General features: G+C 61.2%; 26 protein-coding genes and 1 tRNA gene. 22 read left to right on the top strand and 5 right to left on the bottom strand.

The window, feature by feature from the left end:
* Positions 1 to 45: 45 nt before the first annotated feature.
* Positions 46 to 489, top strand: coding sequence for a hypothetical protein (locus C4Q26_RS13230; protein WP_023382803.1), 444 nt, complete (start codon positions 46 to 48; stop codon positions 487 to 489).
* A gap of 142 nt (positions 490 to 631) precedes the next feature.
* Here the strand turns inward: C4Q26_RS13230 and gabP are convergent, their stop codons facing one another.
* Positions 632 to 2,020 carry a GABA permease gene (gene gabP, locus C4Q26_RS13225; RefSeq protein WP_023382804.1) on the bottom strand — a complete coding sequence of 463 codons (1,389 nt, stop codon included), beginning with the start codon at positions 2,018 to 2,020 and terminating at the stop codon, positions 632 to 634.
* Positions 2,021 to 2,626: 606 nt separating this feature from the next.
* Here gabP and C4Q26_RS13220 point away from each other — a divergent pair.
* The 5 genes from C4Q26_RS13220 to C4Q26_RS13200 all read left to right on the top strand — a co-directional run bounded on the left by C4Q26_RS13220 (position 2,627) and on the right by C4Q26_RS13200 (position 6,879).
* On the top strand, positions 2,627 to 3,400 hold the full coding sequence (locus C4Q26_RS13220) for an ABC transporter ATP-binding protein (protein ID WP_023382806.1): 774 nt from the start codon (positions 2,627 to 2,629) through the stop codon (positions 3,398 to 3,400).
* 11 nt (positions 3,401 to 3,411) lie between these two features.
* Positions 3,412 to 4,164 carry an ABC transporter substrate-binding protein gene (locus C4Q26_RS13215; protein WP_023382807.1) on the top strand — a complete coding sequence of 251 codons (753 nt, stop codon included), beginning with the start codon at positions 3,412 to 3,414 and terminating at the stop codon, positions 4,162 to 4,164.
* Positions 4,165 to 4,219: 55 nt separating this feature from the next.
* The gene (locus tag C4Q26_RS13210; protein ID WP_023382808.1) at positions 4,220 to 4,912 is read left to right on the top strand and encodes an ABC transporter permease; all 693 of its coding nucleotides are present in this window, start codon (positions 4,220 to 4,222) and stop codon (positions 4,910 to 4,912) included.
* On the top strand, positions 4,912 to 5,601 hold the full coding sequence (locus C4Q26_RS13205) for an ABC transporter permease (protein WP_023382809.1): 690 nt from the start codon (positions 4,912 to 4,914) through the stop codon (positions 5,599 to 5,601). The genes C4Q26_RS13210 and C4Q26_RS13205 overlap by 1 nt, the downstream gene beginning before the upstream one ends.
* 72 nt (positions 5,602 to 5,673) lie before the next feature.
* Entirely contained in the window at positions 5,674 to 6,879 is a 1,206-nt protein-coding gene (locus C4Q26_RS13200; RefSeq protein WP_023382810.1) for a methyltransferase, read from the top strand.
* 327 nt (positions 6,880 to 7,206) lie between these two features.
* Here the strand turns inward: C4Q26_RS13200 and C4Q26_RS13195 are convergent, their stop codons facing one another.
* Positions 7,207 to 7,479, bottom strand: coding sequence for a DUF3077 domain-containing protein (locus C4Q26_RS13195; RefSeq protein ID WP_023382811.1), 273 nt, complete (start codon positions 7,477 to 7,479; stop codon positions 7,207 to 7,209).
* A 5-nt stretch (positions 7,480 to 7,484) separates the two neighbouring features.
* Positions 7,485 to 7,751 carry a hypothetical protein gene (locus C4Q26_RS13190; RefSeq protein WP_027907600.1) on the bottom strand — a complete coding sequence of 89 codons (267 nt, stop codon included), beginning with the start codon at positions 7,749 to 7,751 and terminating at the stop codon, positions 7,485 to 7,487.
* A 516-nt stretch (positions 7,752 to 8,267) separates the two neighbouring features.
* Here C4Q26_RS13190 and C4Q26_RS13185 point away from each other — a divergent pair.
* The 3 genes from C4Q26_RS13185 to C4Q26_RS13175 all read left to right on the top strand — a co-directional run bounded on the left by C4Q26_RS13185 (position 8,268) and on the right by C4Q26_RS13175 (position 9,816).
* Positions 8,268 to 8,516 (top strand): hypothetical protein, encoded by a 249-nt coding sequence (locus C4Q26_RS13185; protein WP_104884044.1) that lies wholly within the window; start codon positions 8,268 to 8,270, stop codon positions 8,514 to 8,516.
* 98 nt (positions 8,517 to 8,614) lie between these two features.
* Positions 8,615 to 8,690 (top strand) — tRNA-Thr (locus tag C4Q26_RS13180).
* 724 nt (positions 8,691 to 9,414) lie between these two features.
* Positions 9,415 to 9,816, top strand: a complete 402-nt coding sequence (locus C4Q26_RS13175; RefSeq protein WP_104883166.1) for a DUF2513 domain-containing protein — start codon at positions 9,415 to 9,417, stop codon at positions 9,814 to 9,816.
* A 33-nt stretch (positions 9,817 to 9,849) separates the two neighbouring features.
* Here the strand turns inward: C4Q26_RS13175 and C4Q26_RS13170 are convergent, their stop codons facing one another.
* Both C4Q26_RS13170 and C4Q26_RS13165 read right to left on the bottom strand, forming a co-directional pair.
* A complete protein-coding gene (locus C4Q26_RS13170) occupies positions 9,850 to 10,893 on the bottom strand; it encodes a phage portal protein (RefSeq protein ID WP_104883165.1) in 1,044 nt (347 codons plus the stop codon).
* Complete coding sequence (locus C4Q26_RS13165; protein WP_104884043.1) at positions 10,893 to 12,644, bottom strand: terminase ATPase subunit family protein; 1,752 nt, start codon at positions 12,642 to 12,644, stop codon at positions 10,893 to 10,895. The genes C4Q26_RS13170 and C4Q26_RS13165 overlap by 1 nt, the downstream gene beginning before the upstream one ends.
* Positions 12,645 to 12,796: 152 nt before the next feature.
* Here C4Q26_RS13165 and C4Q26_RS13160 point away from each other — a divergent pair, with 152 nt between their 5' ends.
* The 13 genes from C4Q26_RS13160 (at position 12,797) to C4Q26_RS13095 (ending at position 22,893) form a co-directional block, all read left to right on the top strand.
* Complete coding sequence (locus tag C4Q26_RS13160; protein ID WP_104883164.1) at positions 12,797 to 13,645, top strand: GPO family capsid scaffolding protein; 849 nt, start codon at positions 12,797 to 12,799, stop codon at positions 13,643 to 13,645.
* Positions 13,646 to 13,678: 33 nt separating this feature from the next.
* Positions 13,679 to 14,749: a phage major capsid protein, P2 family gene (locus C4Q26_RS13155; RefSeq protein WP_104883163.1), complete on the top strand. Its 1,071-nt coding sequence runs from the start codon at positions 13,679 to 13,681 to the stop codon at positions 14,747 to 14,749.
* Positions 14,750 to 14,752: 3 nt separating this feature from the next.
* Positions 14,753 to 15,454, top strand: coding sequence for a phage terminase small subunit (gene gpM, locus C4Q26_RS13150; RefSeq protein ID WP_104883162.1), 702 nt, complete (start codon positions 14,753 to 14,755; stop codon positions 15,452 to 15,454).
* 97 nt (positions 15,455 to 15,551) lie between these two features.
* A complete protein-coding gene (locus C4Q26_RS13145; RefSeq protein ID WP_104883161.1) occupies positions 15,552 to 16,028 on the top strand; it encodes a head completion/stabilization protein in 477 nt (158 codons plus the stop codon).
* Positions 16,028 to 16,240 (top strand): tail protein X, encoded by a 213-nt coding sequence (locus C4Q26_RS13140; RefSeq protein WP_104883160.1) that lies wholly within the window; start codon positions 16,028 to 16,030, stop codon positions 16,238 to 16,240. Before C4Q26_RS13145 ends, C4Q26_RS13140 begins: the two co-directional genes overlap by 1 nt.
* A gap of 36 nt (positions 16,241 to 16,276) precedes the next feature.
* On the top strand, positions 16,277 to 16,591 hold the full coding sequence (locus C4Q26_RS13135; RefSeq protein WP_099813805.1) for a phage holin, lambda family: 315 nt from the start codon (positions 16,277 to 16,279) through the stop codon (positions 16,589 to 16,591).
* Positions 16,588 to 17,421 carry an N-acetylmuramidase family protein gene (locus C4Q26_RS13130; protein WP_104883159.1) on the top strand — a complete coding sequence of 278 codons (834 nt, stop codon included), beginning with the start codon at positions 16,588 to 16,590 and terminating at the stop codon, positions 17,419 to 17,421. Before C4Q26_RS13135 ends, C4Q26_RS13130 begins: the two co-directional genes overlap by 4 nt.
* Positions 17,418 to 18,146 (top strand): hypothetical protein, encoded by a 729-nt coding sequence (locus tag C4Q26_RS13125; protein WP_104883158.1) that lies wholly within the window; start codon positions 17,418 to 17,420, stop codon positions 18,144 to 18,146. The genes C4Q26_RS13130 and C4Q26_RS13125 overlap by 4 nt, the downstream gene beginning before the upstream one ends.
* A 162-nt stretch (positions 18,147 to 18,308) precedes the next feature.
* Entirely contained in the window at positions 18,309 to 21,026 is a 2,718-nt protein-coding gene (locus C4Q26_RS13120; protein WP_256583403.1) for a toprim domain-containing protein, read from the top strand.
* Positions 21,027 to 21,039: 13 nt separating this feature from the next.
* Positions 21,040 to 21,333 (top strand): hypothetical protein, encoded by a 294-nt coding sequence (locus C4Q26_RS13115; RefSeq protein ID WP_104883156.1) that lies wholly within the window; start codon positions 21,040 to 21,042, stop codon positions 21,331 to 21,333.
* A gap of 347 nt (positions 21,334 to 21,680) precedes the next feature.
* Complete coding sequence (locus C4Q26_RS13105; protein WP_104883154.1) at positions 21,681 to 22,094, top strand: DUF2528 family protein; 414 nt, start codon at positions 21,681 to 21,683, stop codon at positions 22,092 to 22,094.
* Positions 22,091 to 22,342 carry a hypothetical protein gene (locus tag C4Q26_RS13100; protein WP_104883153.1) on the top strand — a complete coding sequence of 84 codons (252 nt, stop codon included), beginning with the start codon at positions 22,091 to 22,093 and terminating at the stop codon, positions 22,340 to 22,342. The genes C4Q26_RS13105 and C4Q26_RS13100 overlap by 4 nt, the downstream gene beginning before the upstream one ends.
* Complete coding sequence (locus C4Q26_RS13095) at positions 22,339 to 22,893, top strand: DUF2786 domain-containing protein (protein ID WP_104883152.1); 555 nt, start codon at positions 22,339 to 22,341, stop codon at positions 22,891 to 22,893. Before C4Q26_RS13100 ends, C4Q26_RS13095 begins: the two co-directional genes overlap by 4 nt.
* Positions 22,894 to 23,005: the final 112 nt, after the last annotated feature.

Here is a 23,005-nt window from a genome sequence, read left to right as displayed (position 1 = left end):
CGTTTCAATACGCGCAATTTCCGGACATACCCAAGGATTCGCCCCATGGCCTCCAATACCAAGCAACAGAAACGCGCCAAACGCGCCGCCACCAAGGCCAAGCAGAACCGCATGGTGCGCAGCGGCCAGGCCGTGAAGGCCAGCGCCGGTGACAGCGCCAGCATCGAACAGGTGTTCAACAAGGCCATGGAGTCGGACAGCTACAAGGAGCTGTTCGCCAAGATGAAGGTGGCGCAGGAAACCAGCCTGGTGGCGATGATCTCGGTGTTCCTGGTCGACCCGCTGCTGGCATTGGTGCTCAAGGGCCACAAGGAAGAGCACGCCACCGACTACATCGTGCTGGTGTTCAACGCCTACCGCACCTGGCTCGATGGCGCCGACGAAGACACCACCATGGCCTGGCTGGAGAGCGACGAGTTCCAGGAGGCGTACATCGCCGCTTCCGAGCTGGTGGCCAAGCAGCAACAGCAGCAGAAGCAGTTTGGTTGAGACCGAGCGGCGCATCGCGAGCAAGGCTCGCTCCTACAGTAACGCCGATGATAGACGTAGGAGCGAGCCTTGCTCGCGATGCGCCCAATAAAAAGGCCGCGCCCTTCACAGGACGCGGCCTTTTCATTTCAAGCAGCCCGGATCAGTTATCCAGCGCCACTCGCCCAGCCGCTTCGCGCTTGCGGTGCACCAGCAAACCAGCCGCCACCACACCAATGCTCAACAGTGCAGTCGCGAGGATCTCGACACGGTGATCCTCACGCAGCCCCATCACCACCAGAATGGCGATGATGAACGCGATGGTCGCCCAGGTCAGCCCAGGGAACAGCCACATCTTGAAGGAGATCTTCTCGCCGCGGGCTTCACGCTGGCTGCGCATGCGCAGTTGCGACACGGCGATCACCAGGTACACCAGCAACGCGATGGCGCCCGAGCTGGCCAGCAGGAATTCGAATACCTGGGCCGGCGCGACGAAGTTGGCGAACACGCAAAGGAACGCTGCGGCGGTAGACAGCAGCACCGCCCAGTGCGGGGTGCCGGCCTTGGTGGTGCGCTGCGCTACGGCAGGTGCATCCCCACGCTTGCTCAGCGAGAACAGCATGCGCGACGAGGTGTACAGCGCCGAGTTCAGGCAACTGGTCACCGCGATCAGCACGACGATGTCGACGATCAGCTTGGCGTTGGGCACGCCGATGCGGCTCAGCACGGTCTGGTAAGAGCCCAGTTCAGCCAACGCTGGATCGTTCCACGGTACCAGGGCCACGACCAGGAAGATCGACACCAGGTAGAACAGGCAGATACGCCAGATGACCGAGTTGGTGGCACGGCTGATCTGCTTGCCTGGGTCTTTCGACTCGGCAGCGGCGATAGTGACGATTTCGGTACCCATGAAGGAGAACATGGTAGTCAGCATCGCTGCGAGCACGGCGCCCAGGCCGTTAGGCATGAAGCCCTGGGTGTCGAACAGGTGGCTGGCACCGCTGACCTGGCTGCTCGGTACCATGCCGAACAGGGCCGCGCAGCCCACGACGATGAAGCCGATGATCGCCAGCACCTTGAGCAGGGCGAACCAGAACTCGAACTCGCCATAGTTCTTGACGCTGCACAGGTTGGTCAGGGTCAGCGCCAGGGTAATGACCAGCGAGAAGGCCCACAGGTCCACAGCCGGGAACCAGGCATGCAGGATTGCCGCAGCGGCGTTGGCTTCCAGTGGAATGACCAGCACCCAGAACCACCAGTACAGCCAACCGATGGTGAAACCGGCCCAGCGGCCAATGGCGCGGTCGGCGTATGTCGAGAAAGAACCCGTGTCAGGCGAGGCGACGGCCATTTCGCCCAACATGCGCATCACTAGCACCACCAGGGTACCGGCAGCGGCATAAGCCAGCAGCACGGCCGGGCCGGCTGCAGCGATGGCATGGCCGGAGCCCACGAACAAACCGGCGCCGATCACGCCAGCAATGGACAGCATGGTCACATGCCGTTGTTTGAGCCCCTGAGCGAGGTCATTGGAATTGTGCTTACCGCTCATAAAACTACCTTTGTAAGGAGTGGACCACCCGATTGCTGTAACGAAGCGCGCCCGGGGTTGATTTAGGCGTCGCTGCAATCGGCGGTTTCCCTAGGGCAATAAGCGGGCCAGGTACACCAGGCATTCGTCCGATCGTCCGTTGCACCCGTATAGAACGCGGGTTGCAGGCCCTTCGGCCAGCCAATGGCCGAAAGGCCGCCAAATTTCCATACGACTTCTGGATTACTGAAATACCCACTTACAAATGCACCAGAGGTGCTCCTCGGTAACACCTGTGCACAAAAATGCGGCAGGCAAAAGCGCAACCGGAAGGCGCAACCGCACCGAGACACAACTGGCGGCAAAGCGCCACCCGGCCAAAAACGGCTTTTCAGGGCTGTCCAAAGCTGGCACCATCGCGCCTTTTTTCATCAAGGCTCCGGTGCTGGACAAAACCCATGCGGACATCTGCGCGACGTTGCACTGCAACGATGCGACAAACCGCCCCGCCAGCACCCCAAGCCCCCTGCAACCCGGTTGGCCGCCATATTGCCGCTATGCTAGCGTGGCGCTCGCCAGGAAGGCCGCCAACAGCTGGGAACGCACCCGTACACATGAGGACCGCACATGGCTCAGGCCACGCCCGCGCTGGAAATCCGCAATCTGCATAAACGCTACGGCGATCAGGAAATTCTCAAGGGCATTTCGCTGACCGCCCGCGACGGTGACGTGATCTCCATCCTGGGGTCGTCCGGTTCCGGCAAGTCCACGCTGCTGCGCTGCATCAACCTGCTGGAGAACCCGCACCAGGGTGAAATCCTGGTCGCCGGTGAGTCGCTCAAGCTCAAGGCTGCCAAGAATGGCGACCTGATCGCCGCCGACAATCGCCAGATCAACCGCCTGCGCAGCGAAATCGGCTTTGTCTTCCAGAATTTCAACCTGTGGCCGCACATGTCGATCCTCGACAACATCATCGAGGCGCCGCGCCGCGTGCTTGGCCAGAGCAAGGCCGAAGCCATCGAATCCGCCGAAGCGCTGCTGAACAAGGTCGGCATCTACGACAAGCGTCACAGCTACCCCGCCCAGCTTTCCGGTGGCCAGCAACAACGCGCGGCCATCGCCCGCACGCTGGCCATGAAGCCCAAAGTCATCCTGTTCGACGAGCCGACCTCGGCGCTCGATCCGGAAATGGTCCAGGAAGTGCTTAACGTTATCCGCGCATTGGCCGAAGAAGGCCGTACCATGCTGCTGGTGACGCACGAGATGAACTTTGCCCGCCAGGTGTCCAGTGAAGTCGTCTTCCTGCACCAGGGCCTGGTCGAAGAGCAAGGATCGCCGCAGCAGGTCTTCGAGAACCCGACCTCGGCGCGTTGCAAGCAATTCATGTCCAGCCACCGCTAACGGAGCAATACATGCAGACCTACAAGAAGTTCCTACTGGCAGCTGCTGCCACCCTGGTGATGTCGGCAAACGCCATGGCCGCGGAAAAACTGCGCATGGGTATCGAAGCGGCCTACCCACCCTTCAACAACAAGGATGCCAGCGGTAACGTGGTTGGCTTCGACAAAGACATCGGCGACGCCCTGTGCGCCAAGATGAAAGTCGAGTGCTCGGTCGTCACTTCCGACTGGGACGGCATCATCCCGGCCCTGAACGCCAAGAAGTTCGACTTCCTGGTGTCTTCGCTGTCGATCACCGACGAGCGCAAGCAGGCCGTTGACTTCACCGACCCGTACTACTCCAACAAACTGCAGTTCATCGCGCCGAAGAACGTCGACTTCAAGACCGACAAGGCCTCGCTCAAGGGCAAGGTGATCGGTACCCAGCGCGCTACCCTGGCCGGCACCTGGCTGGAAGACAACTATGGCGACGCTGTTGAAATCAAGCTGTACGACACCCAGGAAAACGCCTACCTGGACCTGGTCTCCGGCCGCATCGACGGCATCCTGGCCGACAAGTACGTGCAGTACGAGTGGCTCAAAAGCAAAGACGGCTCGAACTTCGAGTTCAAGGGCGAGCCTGTGATGGACAGCGACAAGATCGGCATCGCCGTGCGCAAGGGTGACCCACTGCGCGAGAAGCTGAACAAAGCCCTGGCTGAAATCAAGGCCGACGGAACGTACAAGAAGATCAACGACAAGTACTTCCCATTCAGCATCGAATGATCCGCCCCGACCGGCGCGCCCCTGCGGCGCGCCAGTCCCTAGAACGCACCTGCCAATGAATATCGACCTGCACGGATTCGGTCCGGCCATGGCGGCCGGCACCCTGATGACCGTAAAACTGGCGCTCTGCGCATTGCTGCTGGGGCTGGTCCTCGGTCTGCTCGGCGCACTGGCCAAGACTTCCTCGGCCAAGCCACTGCAATGGCTTGGCGGCACCTACTCGACCCTGGTTCGCGGCGTACCGGAACTGCTTTGGGTCCTGCTGATTTACTTCGGCACCGTCGGCCTGATGAACAGCCTCGGCGAAGCCCTGAACCTGCCCGGCCTTGAACTCAGCGCCTTCGCCGCCGGCGTGATCGCCCTGGGCCTGTGCTTCGGCGCCTATGCCACGGAAGTGTTCCGCGGCGCCATCCTGGCCATCCCCAAGGGTCACCGTGAGGCCGGCCTGGCGCTGGGCCTTTCGAAAGGGCGCATCCTCTCGCGGATCATCCTGCCGCAGATGTGGCGTATCGCCCTGCCTGGCCTTGGCAACCTGTTCATGATCCTGATGAAGGACACCGCGCTGGTGTCGGTGATCGGCCTTGAAGAGATCATGCGCCACGCGCAAATCGGCGTGACCGTGACCAAGGAGCCCTTCACCTTCTACATGGTCGCGGCCTGCATCTACCTGAGCCTGACCATCGTCGCCATGACCGGCATGCACTTCCTGGAAAAACGCGCCGCTCGCGGCTTTGCGAGGGCCGAATAATGAATTGGGAAGTGATCATCAAGTGGCTGCCACGCCTGGCTCAAGGCGCCACCCTGACCCTGGAGCTGGTCGCCATCGCGGTCGTCGCCGGGCTGATCCTGGCCATCCCGCTGGGCATCGCCCGCTCGTCGCGGCATTGGTACGTGCGCGCCCTGCCCTACGGCTACATCTTCTTCTTCCGTGGTACGCCGCTGCTGGTGCAGTTGTTCCTGGTCTACTACGGCCTGGCTCAGTTCGACCTGGTGCGCTCCAGCAGCCTGTGGCCGTACCTGCGCGATCCGTTCTGGTGCACGGTGCTGACCATGACTCTGCACACCGCCGCCTACATCGCCGAGATTCTGCGCGGTGCATTGCAGGCCATCCCCAAGGGCGAGATCGAAGCGGCACGGGCGCTGGGCATGTCTCGCGGCAAGACGCTGTTCTACATCATGCTGCCGCGCGCGGCCCGCATCGGCCTGCCGGCCTACAGCAACGAAGTGATCCTGATGCTCAAGGCCAGCGCCCTGGCCAGTACGGTGACCTTGCTGGAACTGACCGGTATGGCCCGCACCATCATCGCCCGAACCTACCTGCCGGTGGAGATCTTCTTCGCGGCCGGGGTGTTCTACCTGGTCATCTCGTTCGTGCTGGTGCAGGGCTTCAAAGTGCTCGAACGCTGGTTGCGCGTCGACGCCTGCCAAGGCCGCTGACCCCCGTCGCCGGCTCCTGCAGGAGCCGGCTTGCCAGCGATACCCCTTCCAATCAACCCGCTCCCCGACCCCATGCGCCCCGTCCTCCACAGCCACCACTTAAGCGACCGCTTCCAGGCCCTCGACCAGTTCCTGATCGAGCATCAACAGCTGTGGAAACCAAGGCCATTCACCCGCCTTCGCCTGGATTGGGAAGCCCAATACCCCGAACTCGCCGCCCATCTGCGCCAAGGCTCGCTGGCCGACGCCGAAGCCGAGCAAGCCCCCGACTTGCTGCCCTCGCCTTTCCCCCAGCTGGCCCAACGGGCCGCTGAGCTGTCGGCCCTCGGCGACCTTCCGGACGTCAGCGCCTCCTTCGCCAACCACCGTCTGGAGGTCAACGTTCCCGGTCGCAAATGGCAGCAGATAGACGCCTTCAGCCGCCGCCTGGGCTTTCGCGAGCAACCGCGTCACTGGCTGGATTGGTGTTCCGGCAAGGGCCACCTGGGGCGCAGGCTGTTGCAGCCGGGCCAGCAGCTGACCTGCCTGGAGTACGACGCCGAGCTGGTGGCCGCCGGCCAGGCGCTGAGCGATCACCACCGTCTGCCAGCCACCCACGTGCAGCAGGACGTGATGGCCGCCGACAGTGCCCGCCACCTGGGCCCAGACACCAGCGCCGTGGCCTTGCACGCCTGCGGCGACCTGCATGTGCGCCTGCTGCAATCGGCCAGCCAGGCAGGTTGCCGCCACCTGGCGGTCGCCCCTTGCTGCTACAACCGGATCCGTACCCCGCAGTACCAGGCGTTATCCACAGCGGCGCAGCGTTCAGCGCTGACACTGTCCGTGGATGACCTGGCGTTGCCCTTGTGCGAAGCCGTCACTGCCAGCGCCCGCGTGCGCCGCCAACGTGACGCCTCGATGGCGCGCCGCCTGGGCTTCGACCTGCTGCAGCGCCAGCAGCGGCAATGCGACGATTACCTGCCCACCCCTTCGCTGCCAACCGCATGGCTGGACAAGACCTTCGAGCAATACTGCCGCGACCTCGCAGCGCTCAAGCAGCTGCCCCTGCACGGCACACCGGACTGGCAAGCCCTGGAGGCCGCTGGCTGGCAGCGCCTGGCGCAGGTGCGCAACCTCGAACGGCTACGCAACCTGTTCCGCCGACCGTTGGAGCTTTGGCTGGTACTGGACCGTGCGCTGTATCTGCAAGCGCACGGTTACACCGTGCAACTGGGATTGTTCTGCGACTATCCACTGACTCCGCGCAACCTTCTGTTGCTGGCAGAACGCGACCGTTAGCCGCAGAAAAACCTGTGGATAACTCTGTGAACAAGCTTGTGATGAATCGTTGGATCCAAGCGCTATTTGAGGCTCACGGCTTATTCCAGGCAGCCACTGAAGCCAGTAAAAACAGGCATTTGCGCAAAGACCAATGGTAATGAAAACCGGCACGCGTTTCGCTCGGCCCCCCGCTGCCGATTGTGCATAAGCATAAGCCACTCCATTGAGCTCCATCCCCAAACCCACCTTGTGGGAGCGGCTTTGCGTCGCGAAAAGGATGCAAAGCGACCCCAATGACCCTGAAGTGTCATCGCCACTCCGGGCCACCTTTCACAAGAGCCTCCCTCAGTTCATCTTGTTCCTGGCAATCTCGACATCATTCATCAATGCCTTCGCCAAGGCGCTCAGGTAATCGGCTGCACCGAGCAGCTTGTGGTCATCCTCGGCATCGCCTTCGCGCACAAGATGCGTGATGTAGCCCAGCAGCACCGACACCTGATCGTAGGCATAGTCCACCGGGATGCCCGCGACCACGCGCAGCAGATCCACCGGAGGGTTACCCACTTCGATCAACGTTGCCACGCCAGCGGTGACGGCGGTTTTAGGTTGGTCGCTCATCGCTTTCAGTCCTCTTGCTTTGTGGTGCTGATGCGGGCCAGTGCATGTTCGGCCAATGCCCGGGCAGATTCGGCGGCATGCGCGGCGGTGCTCAGCATGTTCAGGCCTGGTTCACCGGCATGGAGTCGGCAGTGTTCGTCGATGGTTTCGGCCACGCCGCGCATGAGTTCGCTGGCGTGAGCGAGGGCGTCGGGTGGGGTGATGCCGCTGTGGATGGAGAAGAATGGGAAATTGAGGATGCGACGGGGTGGGTCGGGGACAGTCTTTTTCATGGCTAAATCCTTATTCCAGTGGATGTGCCTGCCACGAAAATCTTTCTCACGGAATTGGGTGGCAGCCGTACACGGGGTGAGAAACCGAGGGAATAAGGAAGCTCGGCCAGGCCGAAGCCTGCCCGCGTACGGCCACCATTTGGCTACTGCTTATTCACCGTCGGGTTCTCACGCCCGGTCACCAGAAATCGGCGACCGAGGAACGGTATCCCTGGGGCTTTACCCCGCCAACAGCGAAACATCAGTAGCGCGCGTAGGATAATTCCCAAACCGCCCAACCCCGAAGCATTTGGTTTCAAGTTCAGAAATGCCCTACAGAAGAGCGGAAATTCAGAAGGCTCCAGCCCTTCTCTGCGTGAGCGAGGCTCAATCCCGAACCGATGCACCGCCTTGCGAGCCAACGGTGTATCATCCGCCCCCCAAATCATTAAAAAGCGACGTCGCATGCTGCCCGCCAGCCTCGCGACCTTCTGGCGTTGCGCCAGAACCGACAGTGGACAAACGGATTTAGACATCGTGAACCGAGCCAAAATTTTCGCCCTGCTGGCTTCCGCCCTGACCCTGAGCGCCTGCGCGAGCAGCGCCCCGACGCACCATCACGGCAACTTGGACTGGAACACCCCAGGCATGCAACTGGGCGGCGACAACGGCCTGCCGCTGCGCGGCGAAACCCCATGCCGCAAGCGCGGCTGCGACAACCACAAGCTGTTCTTCAACCCCGGCAAGACCGAGCCCAGCGTCAATACCATCCACCGCGGCTGGTAAGAAAATTCTCCTTTTAGGCCGGTGACTTAGCTCATTTGCGCTGAATCGAAAGGAAGTGGTTTACAGGCGCCAACCGATCGTTATAATGACGCCCCATTGCCGGTATAGCTCAGATGGTAGAGCAACTGACTTGTAATCAGTAGGTCCCGGGTTCGATTCCTGGTGCCGGCACCATATTTATCAAGGTGTTACGTGCGTTTCTTCATGTCGTTTCGGCAGTGCGCGTAACAACCGACGTAACAAGAGGCGTGCACAAGCGCAGATCTGCGTGTCACCCTCGACCAGCCTCCCCCTAGGGGCGACCGCCGTTTGATGTTGACCCATCGGAAAAAGGTTAGGTCGGTTAGGTTTCATGCGAACAGGCTGCATCCCTCTCCGTTTCTGGCCTCCAGAAGACCTCTAAAAGTTAGGTTTTGGTTAAGTAATAGTAATTTCCTTACCTTTACCTATAGTCAGTTTCTCAAAAATAAATCCCTTTAAAATCAGGCACTTGAGAATCCCTAACCTCAAACCTAACCATTCCTAACCATCAAAAGTTAGCGACCAAGCCCAGTAAATCCGGGCCTCTGAGATCCCCCAGCCCCTTCTCCACGAAAACTTACCTTTTTCCGATGGCTCCCCCAGATTCACTGAGCCCACCCCCCCGTTCGCCACAGAAAACCCCGCCGCTGCAGGGATTCGCAGAACGCCGACACAGCTCACCACCTGCCCAAGCCCAGATACTGGGCGGCTTGACCCTGGCTGCAGGGGCGCAGAAATTCCGACACGTTTAGCCCGCAGGCGTGGCGGGGGGACGAGGGCGCGCGCCGGGCCCAGAACAGCGCGACTACCCAATGGTGCCCAGAAGGAATCGGCGCTATCGTTCAGATGCGGCGCAGGGCCGCCTCAAGGAGGAACAATGATGCAGCGTGACCCAGAGCTGATCCGACTGCTGATGCTGAAGTTGGAAAGTTTGGAGAAGCCAGCGACCGCTATTGCCATGGTCAGCTACAAAGACCACTTGGCAATACCGGGCTATGACAGCGACGCGGTTTACTACCACGTCGATCAGATTCTTCAGAGCGGCTGGATCGACATGGCTGGCGGCCGTGGAATGAATCCGTCAGGGCAGTTCAGCTTCCGGGCGCTGACCCCAATAGGGCATGACTTTATCGACTCAGTTCGAGACGACGCGGTCTGGGCTTTGACAAAGAAGGGCGCAACAGCCGCAGGCGTGTTTACCATGGATACGCTGGCAGCACTTGGCAAAGGGTTTATGAGAAAGCAGATATCGAAGCTCACCGATATCGAGCTGGGATAACAAAAAGCCGCCTCGATGGGCGGCTTTTCTGTTTCAGTTGGTATTGCCGGCCGGCACCTCATAGGGGTTGAACCGGATCACTTCCTCCCCCAGCCATTCGTTGATCTGCAGCAGCCTGGCCTGCTCGGGCTCCAGCTCGTTCACCGCCCACACCTGGGTAGCCTCACGTACCGAACCGAAGCCACCAGAGTTCTGCGGTACAACGCCCATCAGCTGCGGCGGGATTCGTAGCATGGCCAACTGGTCGTCGCGGCTGATGTTCTTGATCGCGCCGAAGTCGTCCTTCGCCGCCACCTCACTGATCGGGATCAGCTGAATACCGTCCTTTTTGCCGTTGGGCGCGTACATGAACAGGTTGCGGAAGTTGCCCGGTCCCTTGCTGCTCTTCATTGCCGTGCGCAGGTCGTCGACAAAGTCTTCATTCTGGGCTGCGTCGGTCATGTACAAGATAAAACCCGCATGGCTACCGTTCTGGTAGTACTTGCGGCGGAACAGCGTTGCCGCCTCGTTGAGCAGCGCGGCCTGCAGCGCTGGCAACCATTCCGGCAGGCCGTACACCTCCTGGTTGATGTCCGCCACCCTTAGATGGCAGATGCTGCCAGCCCTGAACTCGTGCTCATCACGCCAGCCGCGCACCTGGTAGTAGGTTTCCAGATCCGCACCTCGACGCATGTACTTCGCCAGGCAAGGCCGAAGCCCAATCGCCCGGCCGAGCATGTTGTCGCGCTTCTCCAGGTACAGATTGCCCGACCACCCCAGGTCCATGACGATCTGCTCGAAAGCCTGCCGGCTCAGCAGCTTGTGGGGAATGAATGTCCGGGCCAGGGCGTTGCGCTTGAAGATCAGTCCAGACTGCAGGTAGACGCTGGCCTTCGAAGATCGGGCCAGGCCTTCCAGCGAGACAGGTGGCTCATACCATCTACCGTTGAGGTAGCACTCCAGGTAATCCAGAATCTCACGCCCGTCCAGGACCGGTACCGGATCGCCAAAGGTGAAGGCTTCGGCTCGGGCACTGGGGTTGGCGAGCAGCTCACCAGCAGGCTCCGGCGCGGCGCCGGCCAGATCGATGTTGCTCATCAGAAGATCTCCATGATGCGAGTGTTGGTAGCGGTCTGCCCTTCGAGCGGCTCGTTATGCAGGGCGTGGAAAAGCGCCCAAGCCAGGTCGGCGTGGCCGGTGGCTTCGTTCCGGCCAGCGGTGTACGTGAACTGGCGACCGCCAGGTGTGATGGTTTTGCGAATGGCCATGAGGGACTGCGCCACGTCAGTAGCCCCGGCATCAAACTCCAGCCGGCCCTTGCTGATGACATCCCACGCTTTCATGACCAGGCGGGTTTTGACTTCGGGGTTGTAGGCGAAAGTGCGAAGCGCGGGGAAGAACTGGCGCACCAGCTGGGCCACGGCACTGCCCATGCCAGTGGTGTCAATACCGATATACGCCACGTTGTAGCGCCTGGTGATCTGGCGGATCGTCTCGGCCTGCGAGTTGAAGTCCATTCCGCGAAACTGGTGCTTCTCCAACAGGAAGAACTTCCCGCCCGGTACCAACGGAGGCGCGAGCACCACCAGGCCGGCCGAGTCACCGGTCTCTGCCGGGTCGTACCCAACCCATACCGGTCGCTCTCCGTAAGGCCGGGCAGCGAACGGGCTGTATCCGGGCCAGTCCCAACTTTCGACCATGCAGGGTTGCAGCATACTGAGCGGGAAGATGCTCGCCCCGTCGTCTACGAACTGGCACATGAGCAGGTTCTGGAACGCTGCCGCGTCGTATTCGAGTCGCAGCTCGTCCAGGTCGAACAGGTCGCAGCCCCTGGCTTCGGCATCCATAATCGTGACGATCTGCCGCCAGATCTTGTCCTCACTCAGCCGGCCCTGCTGCAGGGCCTCGTGGGTCACATCCAGCTGGATATGCTGCGCGGTCGGTTTGCCCTTGTTGATCCGCTCGCCTGTCCACCAGGTGTAGGCCGGGTGCGCCATGCTGCTCGGCGTGGAGAAATACGTCTTGCGCCACTTCTTGTGCAGCGCCATACCCGAGGCCACTTTGTTGATCTCGGCGAAGCCGTGCACCCAGAAGAATTCGTCGAAATAGAAGTTGCCGGACCGTCCTTGGGCGGTGCGGAAGTTCGTACCCAGGAAGTGCAGCTCGGCGTTGTTCCACAGCACGATGGGGTCACCGGTCAACTTGATGCCCAGCACCTCATTGAGGAACGCTTGCATGTACGTCTTGAACTGGTGCGCCTGGGCCTTGCTGGCCGACAGGAAGATCTGGTTTCGACCGGTCGTAATGGCGTCGATCAGTGCTTCCCGGGCAAAGTAGAACGTTGCGCCAATCTGCCGGCTCTTGAGGATCATCCGGGTGCGCTGATTGCCAGCGCGGTACCAGTCGAGCTGGTAGTCAAAACAGCTGTCGCGGAAGGCGTCGACAAGCTTCTCGATCTGCTCCTCATCCAGCTCGTTGCGCTTGGCCTGCTTCTTCGGCCCTTCGTTCCGCTTGGCAATGTTCGGATTTAAGTCGGTTTCGGTACCGCCGCCCTGGTACCGCTGAATACGCGCCTGCCGCTCCAGTTGCCGGTGCAGAAGGTCGATTTCTTTGAAGTCGCCGCTGGTCTTACCGTCCTTGAGGATCAGTTGCACCAGCCGCGCCTCCAGGGCGCCGCCAATACGCTCGACGTTGTCGGCCCGATCCCATTCATCTCGGGCCTTCCAGCTGTGGACGGTCTTCTCCTTCTCGTCGAGATAATCGGCGATATCGGTGATGCGCCACCCAGTCCAATACATGAACTTGGCTTGGCGGCGCGGATCGGTCGTAGGTTGGGCGGTAGTGTTCATGGCGCCGATGCTGCCGCTCGCGCGCGTATTCACCCACTGGCGCCCCCTGTAGCCCGCAGGCCTACAAGTGCAGCGCGTTGCCGTATAGCAGCCCGCTGCGGACCATGCCCCTCATCGCAAGGCACAACGCCACCGCACTGAGGACAGCCCGCATGGCAGCAAGCAAGAAATTCCGCAGCAAGTTCTTCCGCGTCGCCGTTGAAGGCGCAACCACTGACGGCCGCACCATCGAGCGCCAGTGGTTGGTGGACGCTGCCGAAACCTACAACCCGAACACCTATGGCGCTCGCGTCTGGCTCGAACACTTCCGCAGCGTACTGCCAGACGGCCCGTTCAAGGCCTACGGCGACGTCGTGGCACTGAAAACCGAGGAAGTAGAGGTCGCCGGCAAGAAGAAGCTGGCCCTGTTCGCCCAGATCGAGCCTACCGCCGACCTGATCGCCCTGAACAAGGCCCGTCAGAAAATCTTCACCAGCATCGAGATCCGCCCGAAGTTCGCAGACACCGGCCGCGCCTACCTGGACGGCATCGCCGTAACTGACACGCCGGCCAGCCTGGGCACTGAGATGCTGACCTTCAGCGCCCAGCATCCCGAGGCCAACCCACTCAAGGCGCGAAAAAATGACCCGGACAACCTGTTCTCCGAGGCCATCGAAATCGCGCTCGAATTCGAGGAAGTCACCGACAGCGAGAGCAAGGTCGCCGGACTGTTCTCGCGGGTGATGGAAGCCCTCGGCAAGAGCAAGGACAAAGCTGTCAAGGATGACGCCCAGTTCTCCGAGCTGACAGAGGCCATCGAGGCACTGGCCACGCACGCCAAGGAACAGGGCGAAGCGTTCACCGAGGAGGTGGCCGCTCGCAATGACCTGGTCGAGAAGGTCACCAAGCTGACCACCGACTTTAACGACTTGGTCAAGCGCCTCGGCGATACCGAAGACCACAGCCAAAAGCACCGTCCACCGGCCACCGGTGGCGACGGCAAAGTGCTGACCCAGTTCTGATCTCACCCAGCCTGAACACCCGGAGAACACACAATGCGTAACGCAACCCGTATCGTCTTTACAGCCCTGGCCGCGCAGATTGCGCTGGTCAACGGGGTGGCCAGTGCCACCGAAAAATTCAACGTTGCACCCACCGTGCAGCAGGCCCTGGAAAAGGCCACCCAGGAATCGTCGGCCTTCCTGAAAGCGATCAACGTGATCGGCGTCGACGAGCAGCAAGGCGAAGCTCTGCTCGCAGGCGTAAATGGTCCTGTGGCCAGCCGCACCAACACCGGGGCGGGTAACCGCCGCAATCCGGCCAACGTCGCCGAGATGTCCAAGGACAGCTACAGCTGCGTACAAACCAACTTCGACACTTCGTTCCCCTACGCACTGCTCGATGCCTGGGCCAAGTTCCCTGAGTTCCAGGTACTGCTGACCAACGCCATCGTTGAGCGCCAAGCGCTTGACCGCATCATGATCGGCTTCAACGGCACCTCCGTTGCCGTTGCAACTGATCGCGCTGCCAACCCGCTGCTGCAGGATGTTAACAAGGGCTGGCTGCAGAAGATCCGTGAAGGCGCAACCGATCGGGTCCTGGACGAAGGCGCGGTAGAAGGAAAGATCCGCGTCGGTACAACCAAGGTCGTCAAGGTGGCCGGCGTCGACACCGAGATCAGCGGCGACTATCAAACCCTCGACGGTGTGGTGTTTGACGCGATCCAGATGCTCGACCCTTGGCATCGCTCTCGCCCTGACCTGGTTGTCCTGGTCAGCCGCGACCTGATGCATGACAAGCTGCTCAAGGCTGTAGAGAAGGGCTCGACCTCCAACCAGGAAGAAAACGCAGCGCAGGAAATCGTCAGCCGTGCCCGTCTGGGCGGCCTGCCGGTCGTCGATGCTCCCTTCCTCCCGGCGGGCACCGTGCTGGTCACCTTCCTGAAGAACCTGTCGATCTACTGGCAGGAAGGCGCACGCCGCCGTCACCTCAAGGACGAGCCGGAGTTCGATCGGATCGCGGACTACCAGTCCAGCAACGACGCCTACGTCATCGAAGACTTCGGCGCTGTTGCCCTGGTGGAGAACATCGAAGCCTTGACCTACCCGGCCCCAACCGAGGCGTAACTCATGGGACTGACTTTGTCGCAACAAACCCAGCTGCGTAAACGAGCCGCCAAGGAGGCGGCAAGCGCAGCACCGGCCGCCCTGATGGAAGGGCTCAATCAATACGAATTGATGCTCGCCAAGATGCAGCAGGATCAGCTGCGGTTGCGGCAGATCCAGTCAATTCAGAGCAAGTGCCTGCTGAAGGCGCAACTGATCGGCGAGTACAAGCCCTATATCGACGGCGTGTTGGCGTCGGGCCGCGGTGCTCAAGATGATGTGGTTACCACCATCATGCTGTGGCGCTTTGACGCTGGAGAGTGGGAAGCCGGCCTCGATGTTGCGGCCTATGTCCTAGAGCATGGCCTGAAGATGGCCAACCGCTTTGATCGCACCAGCGGCTGCCTGATTGCCGAGGAAATCGCTGAAAACGCCCTCAAGGCCCAGAAAGCAGACAAGCCGTTCCCAATCGAAACCCTGTTGCGAACGGCTGAGCTGACGAAAGACCAGGACATGCCTGATGAGGTCAGCGCCAAGCTGAAATTGGCACTGGCACGGGCAACGCTGCAGGGCCTGGATCCAAGCAACCCCGGCCAACCAGGCCAACTGCAACGCGGCATCGACCTGCTCAAGCGTGCGATCGAGCAGGACGCCCACTGCGGCGGCAAGAAAGAACTGGAGACCGCCGAGCGTCTCCTCAAGAAACTCGCTGGCCCCGCCAGCTAACCGAGCGTCCCACGCAACCCGGCGGCTCGGGTCGGATCAGCGGCCATTGGCTCAGCTGTGAAGTCCCGACCACCGCCGACCTATTCAGAGCACGACCATGAGCGGATTCATTGCCGGCGGTCTGGTGCCGAGCGAATCGGTACCGGGCACCCACATCAACAGCAACCCCTTCTGGCCGTCCATTGACCTGGACAAGCTGCGGGAAACCCTGCGCATCGACTCCAGCGTCACGCCTCCGCGTCTCGAAACCGCCGTTGTCGCGGGCATCATCAGCATCAACCGGGACCTAACCAAGTGGCGGGCGGCCAGGCAGGCCGAGGGTTTCACTTCCCTGGCCGCCGTTCCAGATGACGACCGCCTCACCAACGCCGAGCGCGTGCACCTGTACGTGCGTGCCGTCGAGTGCGCGGCCGGCGCCGAGGTTTGCGAGCGGTACCGAAACTTCGACAGCACCGCCAGCGGCGCCAAGAAGGCCGACGAAACGGCCCCGACCATCGAAGACTACAGGCGCGATCAGCGCTGGGCGGTCCGCGATTTCCTGGGCACCTCGCGCACCACCGTGGAGCTGCTGTGATGGCCGAGCAGAAGCGCACTCAGCAAAACGACACCGTGGACGCCTTGTGCTGGCGTCACTACGGCCGCACGGCCGGCGTGGTCGAGGCCGTGCTCGATGCCAATCCGGGCTTGGCCGACAGGGGGCCTGTGCTTCCTTCTGGCCTGCTCGTCACCCTCCCCGAACTGCAAGCGGCAGCCCCCGAGCGCCAGATGGTGAACCTATGGGACTGACCAGCCACCCCAACATCCAACCAAGGAAGGACACCAATGCCTGACCGCCCTGAAACCTGGGCCTGGCTCGCCACCTGGCTCGAACACAACTGGCCCGGCCTGTATGCCGGCGGTCTGGCCATCGTTATTGCCGCCCTGCGAGTGATCTACGGTGGCGGCGGTATCCGCCGCATGGCTGTCGAAGCCCCGCTCTGCGGCGCATTGGCCCTGTCGGCCAGCCACGGCTTGTCACTGATCGGCATCCCAATCAGTGCGGCCCCGTTCTTTGGGGGCGTCATTGGCCTGCTAGGCGTCGAGTTCACCCGTGCAACCGCGAAGAAGTTCTTCACCCGTAAAGAGGGAACAGCATGACCACCCTTCGACATGGCGACCGCTCCCAGGCGGTTCGCGAACTGCAGCGCCTGCTGAACTCCAAAGGCGCCAAGCTGGAAACTGACGGTGCCTTTGGCGATGCCACCGAGGCGGCCGTTCGGGCCTACCAGGAGAAAGTTGGGCTCGTTTCAGATGGCGCCGCCGGCCCGAAGACCATGGCCAGCCTGCAAGGCCTGGACACCGGCAAGCTCCTCAAACATTCCGACTTGGTCCAGGCTTCCGCCCGTCTCGGCGTACCGATCGCGGTTGTGTATGCCCTGAACGAGGTCGAATCAAATGGCCTCGGCTTCCTGGACAACGGCAAGCCGGTAATCCTTTTCGAGCGCCACGTCATGTTTGACCGCTTGCAATTGGTCCGCTCATCCGGTGATGACCAGGAGCAGCTGCACCAGCGCGCCGAGCAACTGGCCAAGCAGGTGCCCAACCTGGTTAACCCGAAAGCCGGCGGTTACATCGGCGGGAGCGCTGAGCATCAGCGCCTCGCTCAGGCCCGGCAACTGGACGACGTAGCGGCGCTGGAGTCCGCCAGCTGGGGCGGCTTCCAAGTCATGGGCTACCACTGGCAGCGCCTGGGTTACTCCAGCGTGCACGACTTTGTGGCAGCGATGAATCGCAGCGAAGCGGACCACCTGGAGGCATTCGTCCGCTACATCGAAGCCGACGCCAACCTGCTCAAGGCCTTGAAGGCGCAGAAGTGGGCAACGGTGGCCAAGCTCTACAACGGCCCGAACTACCAGCGAAACTTGTACGACGTGAAGCTGGAGCGCGCCTTCGAGCGGCACCAGGACCGCGCATTGGTGGCCGCATGAGCAATCCATGCGGAAAGCACATCTGCGTTTGCCCTGAGCAGAATGCACAGATCCGCTCTGCCTACGATCACCTCAAACGTCTGCGACTTCAGCCGGGAGATATTCTGCTCATGCCCGAGGGGACGCCGTTTGAACATGCGCAGAGTCTCCACGCAGCATGCTCGAAGCACCTGCGCTTCAACGTGCCGATAGCGATCGGTGACATTTCAACTGCGCACAGCCAAGAGCTATTGGCGTTGCGCGAAAGCGTAAAAGCCGGTCCGTTGGGGCTTGAGATCAGCCCTCGGCAGACGGGAAAGACCAACCGCCTCATTATCAAGGCGAGGGGATATCTCGCCGATGGCGTAAAGGTCCGGATCGTCTGCTCTAAGGGTTTGGAGAGTTTTTTTAAGGCTCAATTGCCCGGCGCCTATGTTTATCGGGATCTGCAGAAGCTCCCCGATGACGCCGATTCTGCTGATGGCGTGTGGTTTTACGACGAGTTTGATTGGCTGAAATCCGCAGTCGTTCGCTCGAACGCTTACTACTACTCGTCTCCACGCTTCACCCGAAAGCTGGGTAGTGCCCCTGGGGATGACATCCTCCTGCAGCTGCTGCACGCAAAGGGTGGTCACTTCGAGCGGCATTACTGGGGCAGCGACATGGCCGACCTGCTGCACGAGGCCAGACTGTTTCACTCGCCTGAAGAGTTCCGCCGGCTGTATCTCGGGGAGTTTTTCGAGTGATTGGCTTGCGAGGGAGCGTTATGGCCGCTGCCCTCATTGCTGGCATAGCCGGCGGTGGCTGGGTCTTGTGGCTGAAGCACCAACTGAGTATCGAGCGGCTGACTGCCGAAGGCTTAGCGCAGCAGCTCGACACCGCCCAGGCCGATGGCCGGTACCGAGTACATGCGCAAGGGCACCTGCCCTCAGTGCAACCAACGCCGTCTGTTCTCGCGTCACGACAACCCCTGGTTCATCAGGTGCGGTCGCGAGGAAAAGTGTCGATACATGGCGCCGGTAAAGGAAATCTACCCTGACCTGTTCGACGACTGGAGCAAGCGCGCCCCAGCAACCGACAAGGCTCCAGCGGCCAGTGCCATGGCGTACTTGTCATTTGCCCGAGGCTTCGATACTGGCCTGATCCACGGCTGGTACACCCAAGAAAACTACTTCGATCGCGAGCTAGGCATCGGATCGGCAACGGTGCGCTTTCCACTCGATCACGGAGGCTACTGGGAGCGCCTCATCGACCAGCCGGCACGCTTCGGCAAGAAGAAGGCGCGCTTCCAGCCTGGCCAGAGCTACAAGGGCTACTGGTGGTGCCCGCCATGTCTGGACCTGCAGGAGGTCAAGGAGCTGTGGATCGTCGAGGGCATCTTCGACGCGATTGCTCTGCTGCATAACGGCATCGCCGCCGTGGCCGCGCTGTCTTCCAACGCCTACCCGGAAGAATCACTCAAGGCCCTGATCACCACCTGCGAAGGTAAGACGCCCAAGCTGATCTGGGCGCTCGACAACGAACCAGGTGCGCACAAATACACCAAGGCCTGGGTCAAGCAGGCCCGCACCCTCGGCTTCACTTGCGAGGCAGCCCAGATCCCGCAGCCAGATGCCCGCAAGATCGACTGGAACGATCTGCACCAGCGCTGGGCATTCATGGATGACGACGAGGCACGGGCCGAGCGCATCAAGAACGAGCTGGACGAGGCGAAGCACCACGGGGCGCTACTCATCGCGGAGAGCGCGGTGGAAAAGGCGCTGCTGATGTACCAGTGGCGAGAGCGCGAGGAATTCCACTTTGGCTTCGACTCCCGCCTCTACTGGTGGCGGCTCGACATTTCCAAGTTCAACAGCGCAATGCAGGCCCTGGACTCAAGCGAGAGCCAGGAAGACCAGCAACTGAACGACAAAGCTCGGCGCGCCAAGGCGCTGCGCATGTCCGGCTGCGTAGTCGAGATCGCGAACTGCTACCCCAAGGCCCTGTATTACCAGCGAAACGAGATCACCGACGAGTCCTGGTACTTCTTCCGCGTCGACTTCCCACACGACGGCGCCGCTGTGAAGAACACCTTCACCGGTAGCCAGGTGGCCACCGCAAGCGAATTCAAGAAAAGACTTCTCGGCATGGGTGCCGGAGCCGTGTTCACCGGCAGTGGACAGCAGTTGGACAAGATCATGAAAGACCAGCTTTTCGGTATCAAAACCGTTCAGACCATCGACTACCTCGGCTACAGCCGCGAGTACGGCTGTTATGTGTTCAATGATGTGGCCGTCCGTGATGGCCAGATCGTCGGCGTCAACGAGGAGGAGTTCTTCGAGATGGGCAAGCTCAAGCTCAAGAGCTTGCAGAAGGGCGTGAAAATGGCCCTGCAGCGCGACGACAAACGCTATAGCCCGGAATGGCTGGACTTGCTGTGGACTTGCTTCGGAGCCCAGGGCATCGTCGCCCTGAACTTCTGGTTTGGCTCACTCTTTGCCGAGCAGATCCGGCACAAATACCAGTCGTTCCCGTTCCTGGAGGCAACTGGCGAGGCCGGCGCCGGCAAGACCACTCTGCTCACCTTGCTGTGGAAGCTGTTCGGCCGCGAGGGGTACGAAGGCTTCGACCCGGCCAAGTCCACCAAAGCGGGTCGCAGCCGCTTGATGGGCCAGGTATCCGGGATGCCGGTGGTGCTGCTCGAATCCGACCGCAGCGGCGACGACAAGAGCCACGCCAAAACCTTTGAGTGGGACGAACTCAAGGACTACTTCGGCGGCGGTACGCTGGCGACCAAGGGCGTGAAGACCGCCGGCAACGAAACCTATGAACCGCCGTTCCGCGGGACGATCGCGATCAGCCAGAACGCCCCCGTAGTGGCGTCCGAAGCGATCATGACCCGGATCGTGAAGCTGCACTTCGTGCGTCCACAGGTGACGGTTGAAAGCCGCGCAGCCGCCGATCGGCTGAACAGCCTGGACGGCGCCTTGCTGAGCAACTTCCTGGTGCGAGCTGTGCGCAAGGAGGCTGAAGTCTTGGAGCTGTTCGCCCAGCGACTGCCGGTGTACGAGGCCAAGCTCCGCGCGTTGCACTCGCACTGCTTCGTCTGCCAGACCCCGTTCCAGGGCGAGGAAAACCACTGCCACCACTGCGGCAACAAGCTCAGCGGCTACATCCGCGTGGAGCGGATCATCTTCAACCACGCGCAAATGATGGCCTTGCTCGACTGCCTGAGCCTGGTGCTACCACTCAGCGATGACCAGGTGAGCCACACCCGCGCCCAGCTCGTACGGATGGCAATCGAGCGCCAGGCCTCGATCAGCTCGGACCACCCAGTCGTAGCCGAATTCTGGGAGGTCTACGAGTACCTGCAGGGCCTCGACGCCGATGGCCCGGTGGTGAACCACAGCAAGAAAGACCACGTGATCGCCATCAACCTCAACGACTTCGTCAAATGCGCCGCCGAGCACCGCCAGAAGCTGGCCGACATCAACGAGCTGCGCGATCGGCTCAAGGACTCCCGCTCCCACAAGCTCATCGAGGTCAACAAGGCCGTCGACAGTGCCGTGCGTTCCCACCAGGCGAAGAGCAGCAACTACACGATTACCAAACAACCCATCGTCAAGTGCTGGATCTTCCAGGCCTGAGCAAGGAGCCACCATGCTGATTCACGTTTTGATGGGCAATGCCGGCGGCTGCGGGCAAAGCCAGCTGCAGCAAGAACAGGACCGCCTGGCCAGGGCCGGGAAGGACCACTCCATCGTCAACGCAGGTGCCTATGCCAGCGACGGCTTGCTCTCGATCCTGGAAGTGCGGTTCCACGCCGGGCAGCGGGAGATCCTGGTCGACGACTGCACCAGGGCGCAGATCCATGAGGTTCTGACCTGGCAGAGCTGTGTGGAAGACGACGACAGGTTCGACGACCTGGTCGTCCACCTCGCCCGCCGTAACTGAATTCGAAAGAAGTGGTGCCAAGGAGTTGCAGCTCCCCGGCACCAACCAAACCCAAGGAGAAATGAAGTGCGACCCAATCGCCCCCACCCCCTCAGCCCTAAGAAGAGGCTCAAGTCTGGCGGCCGGAAGGCTATCACAAAGGCTTTCAAACCCGGCGACAAGGTCAGCCAGCTTGTGCGCGCCAAGCGGTCGAGTTGCACCCGCCGTCATCACAAGGTGGCCACGGTGCTGTATCCCCTCGGCCCCTGGGTTCTCGTTCGCTACAAGAACCGCCCGAAAGAGCTGTACCCGGCATGGGCGCTTACCCTGGCGCCCCAGCGCGCCGCTATCGCTCCAGGAGCTCAAGCATGACCACACCGACCAACATCAAGCGTTTCAAGATCAAAGACACCTGGAAGGACTACGAAGTAACCCTCGAAGTGAACCTTGATCGACTCAACACCGAACGTGCTCAGCTGATCAACAGCTTCTGGACAGGTGCCGAGGACCGTCAGGACGAAGAAGACGACAACGTTGTGCGAGCTGTCATCCGAATGGCTGGCCAAGAGGTCATGTGCGAGCTGCTCGGCGACCGTGGTGCGGATTTCGACGACAGCGACCACTGGTACTGCCAGCGAACGACCAAAGAGCTGCACAACAGAGAGGGATGGGGCGGAGAGATCGAAGGCGATGCCTTCGGGTGGTGTGGCATCCGCGTAATTGGTGCAGACGTTCAGCTGCCCACATTTGAAGAAGTGGCAATGACGGAGATCGCGGGATGAATGCTCACAAAACAGATGACCTGGTGATCACCGTTCGCTTGAGCGCCGGCAGCTACACGGCCCGCGCCCGTGGCGAAAAAGCGACCGCGAGCAGCACCATCAGCGCTGAAGCCGCAGCCAGCGCATTGGCCAGCAAGCTCGGTGCCGACCTGCCCCAACCGGACTTGTTCGCCGCTAGTCGTAGCAGCAAGGACCCCCACGTAACCTTTTCCGCACAACGCAGCGCCCAAATTGAGATGAAGGCATGAATCAGCAAACTGCACAAACGCTCGATCAAAAGGTCCAGTCAAAGCTGCGCAAGCTCCAGGCTTTGGCTGAGCGAGGCGTCGGCGGCGAAAAGGATAACGCTCAACGCATGCTGGAAAACCTGCTTGCGCGCCACGGGATGACACTAGATGACCTGGCTGACGAGCGTCGGGATATCCGCTGGTTCCCCACCGCCAGCAAGTTCGAATCCAGGCTCGCGCTCCAGATCCTTTCAAAGATCTGCAACACCAGCTCTCCAGATGCGTACCGGCACAAGCAGAACCGGAAGCTGGTAGGGGTCAGGGTGACCCCCGCAGAAGCTATTGAGTTTGAGCTGCACTATGACGCCTTGCGTAAGGCGCTGGGCGCCCACTTCCAGGATGCGTTTTCAGCGTTCATCCAAGCCAACCGGCTATTCCCCACCGACTCAACAGACGGACCCGAACCGAATGTCACCGAGCGTGACTTCCGCGTGATGTCGATGGCTGCGGCCATCCAGCCAACTGCGGTTAATCCACGGATTGCATGTCAGCAAGAGGGCGGCACTCTGTGAACTTCTCAAAGATATTGGCTCTCGGCTTCCTGGCAGGACTGGGCTTCCATGCAGCAGAACGGGTGTGGTGGTGGCTCGGAGGTCTAGTCGGCCTCTGCTACGGCTGATTGGA

The sequence above is a fragment of the Pseudomonas sp. SWI44 genome, assembly GCF_002947915.1.
Classification (GTDB): domain Bacteria; phylum Pseudomonadota; class Gammaproteobacteria; order Pseudomonadales; family Pseudomonadaceae; genus Aquipseudomonas; species Aquipseudomonas taiwanensis.
This window is presented reverse-complemented; position numbering and strand designations above follow the sequence as displayed.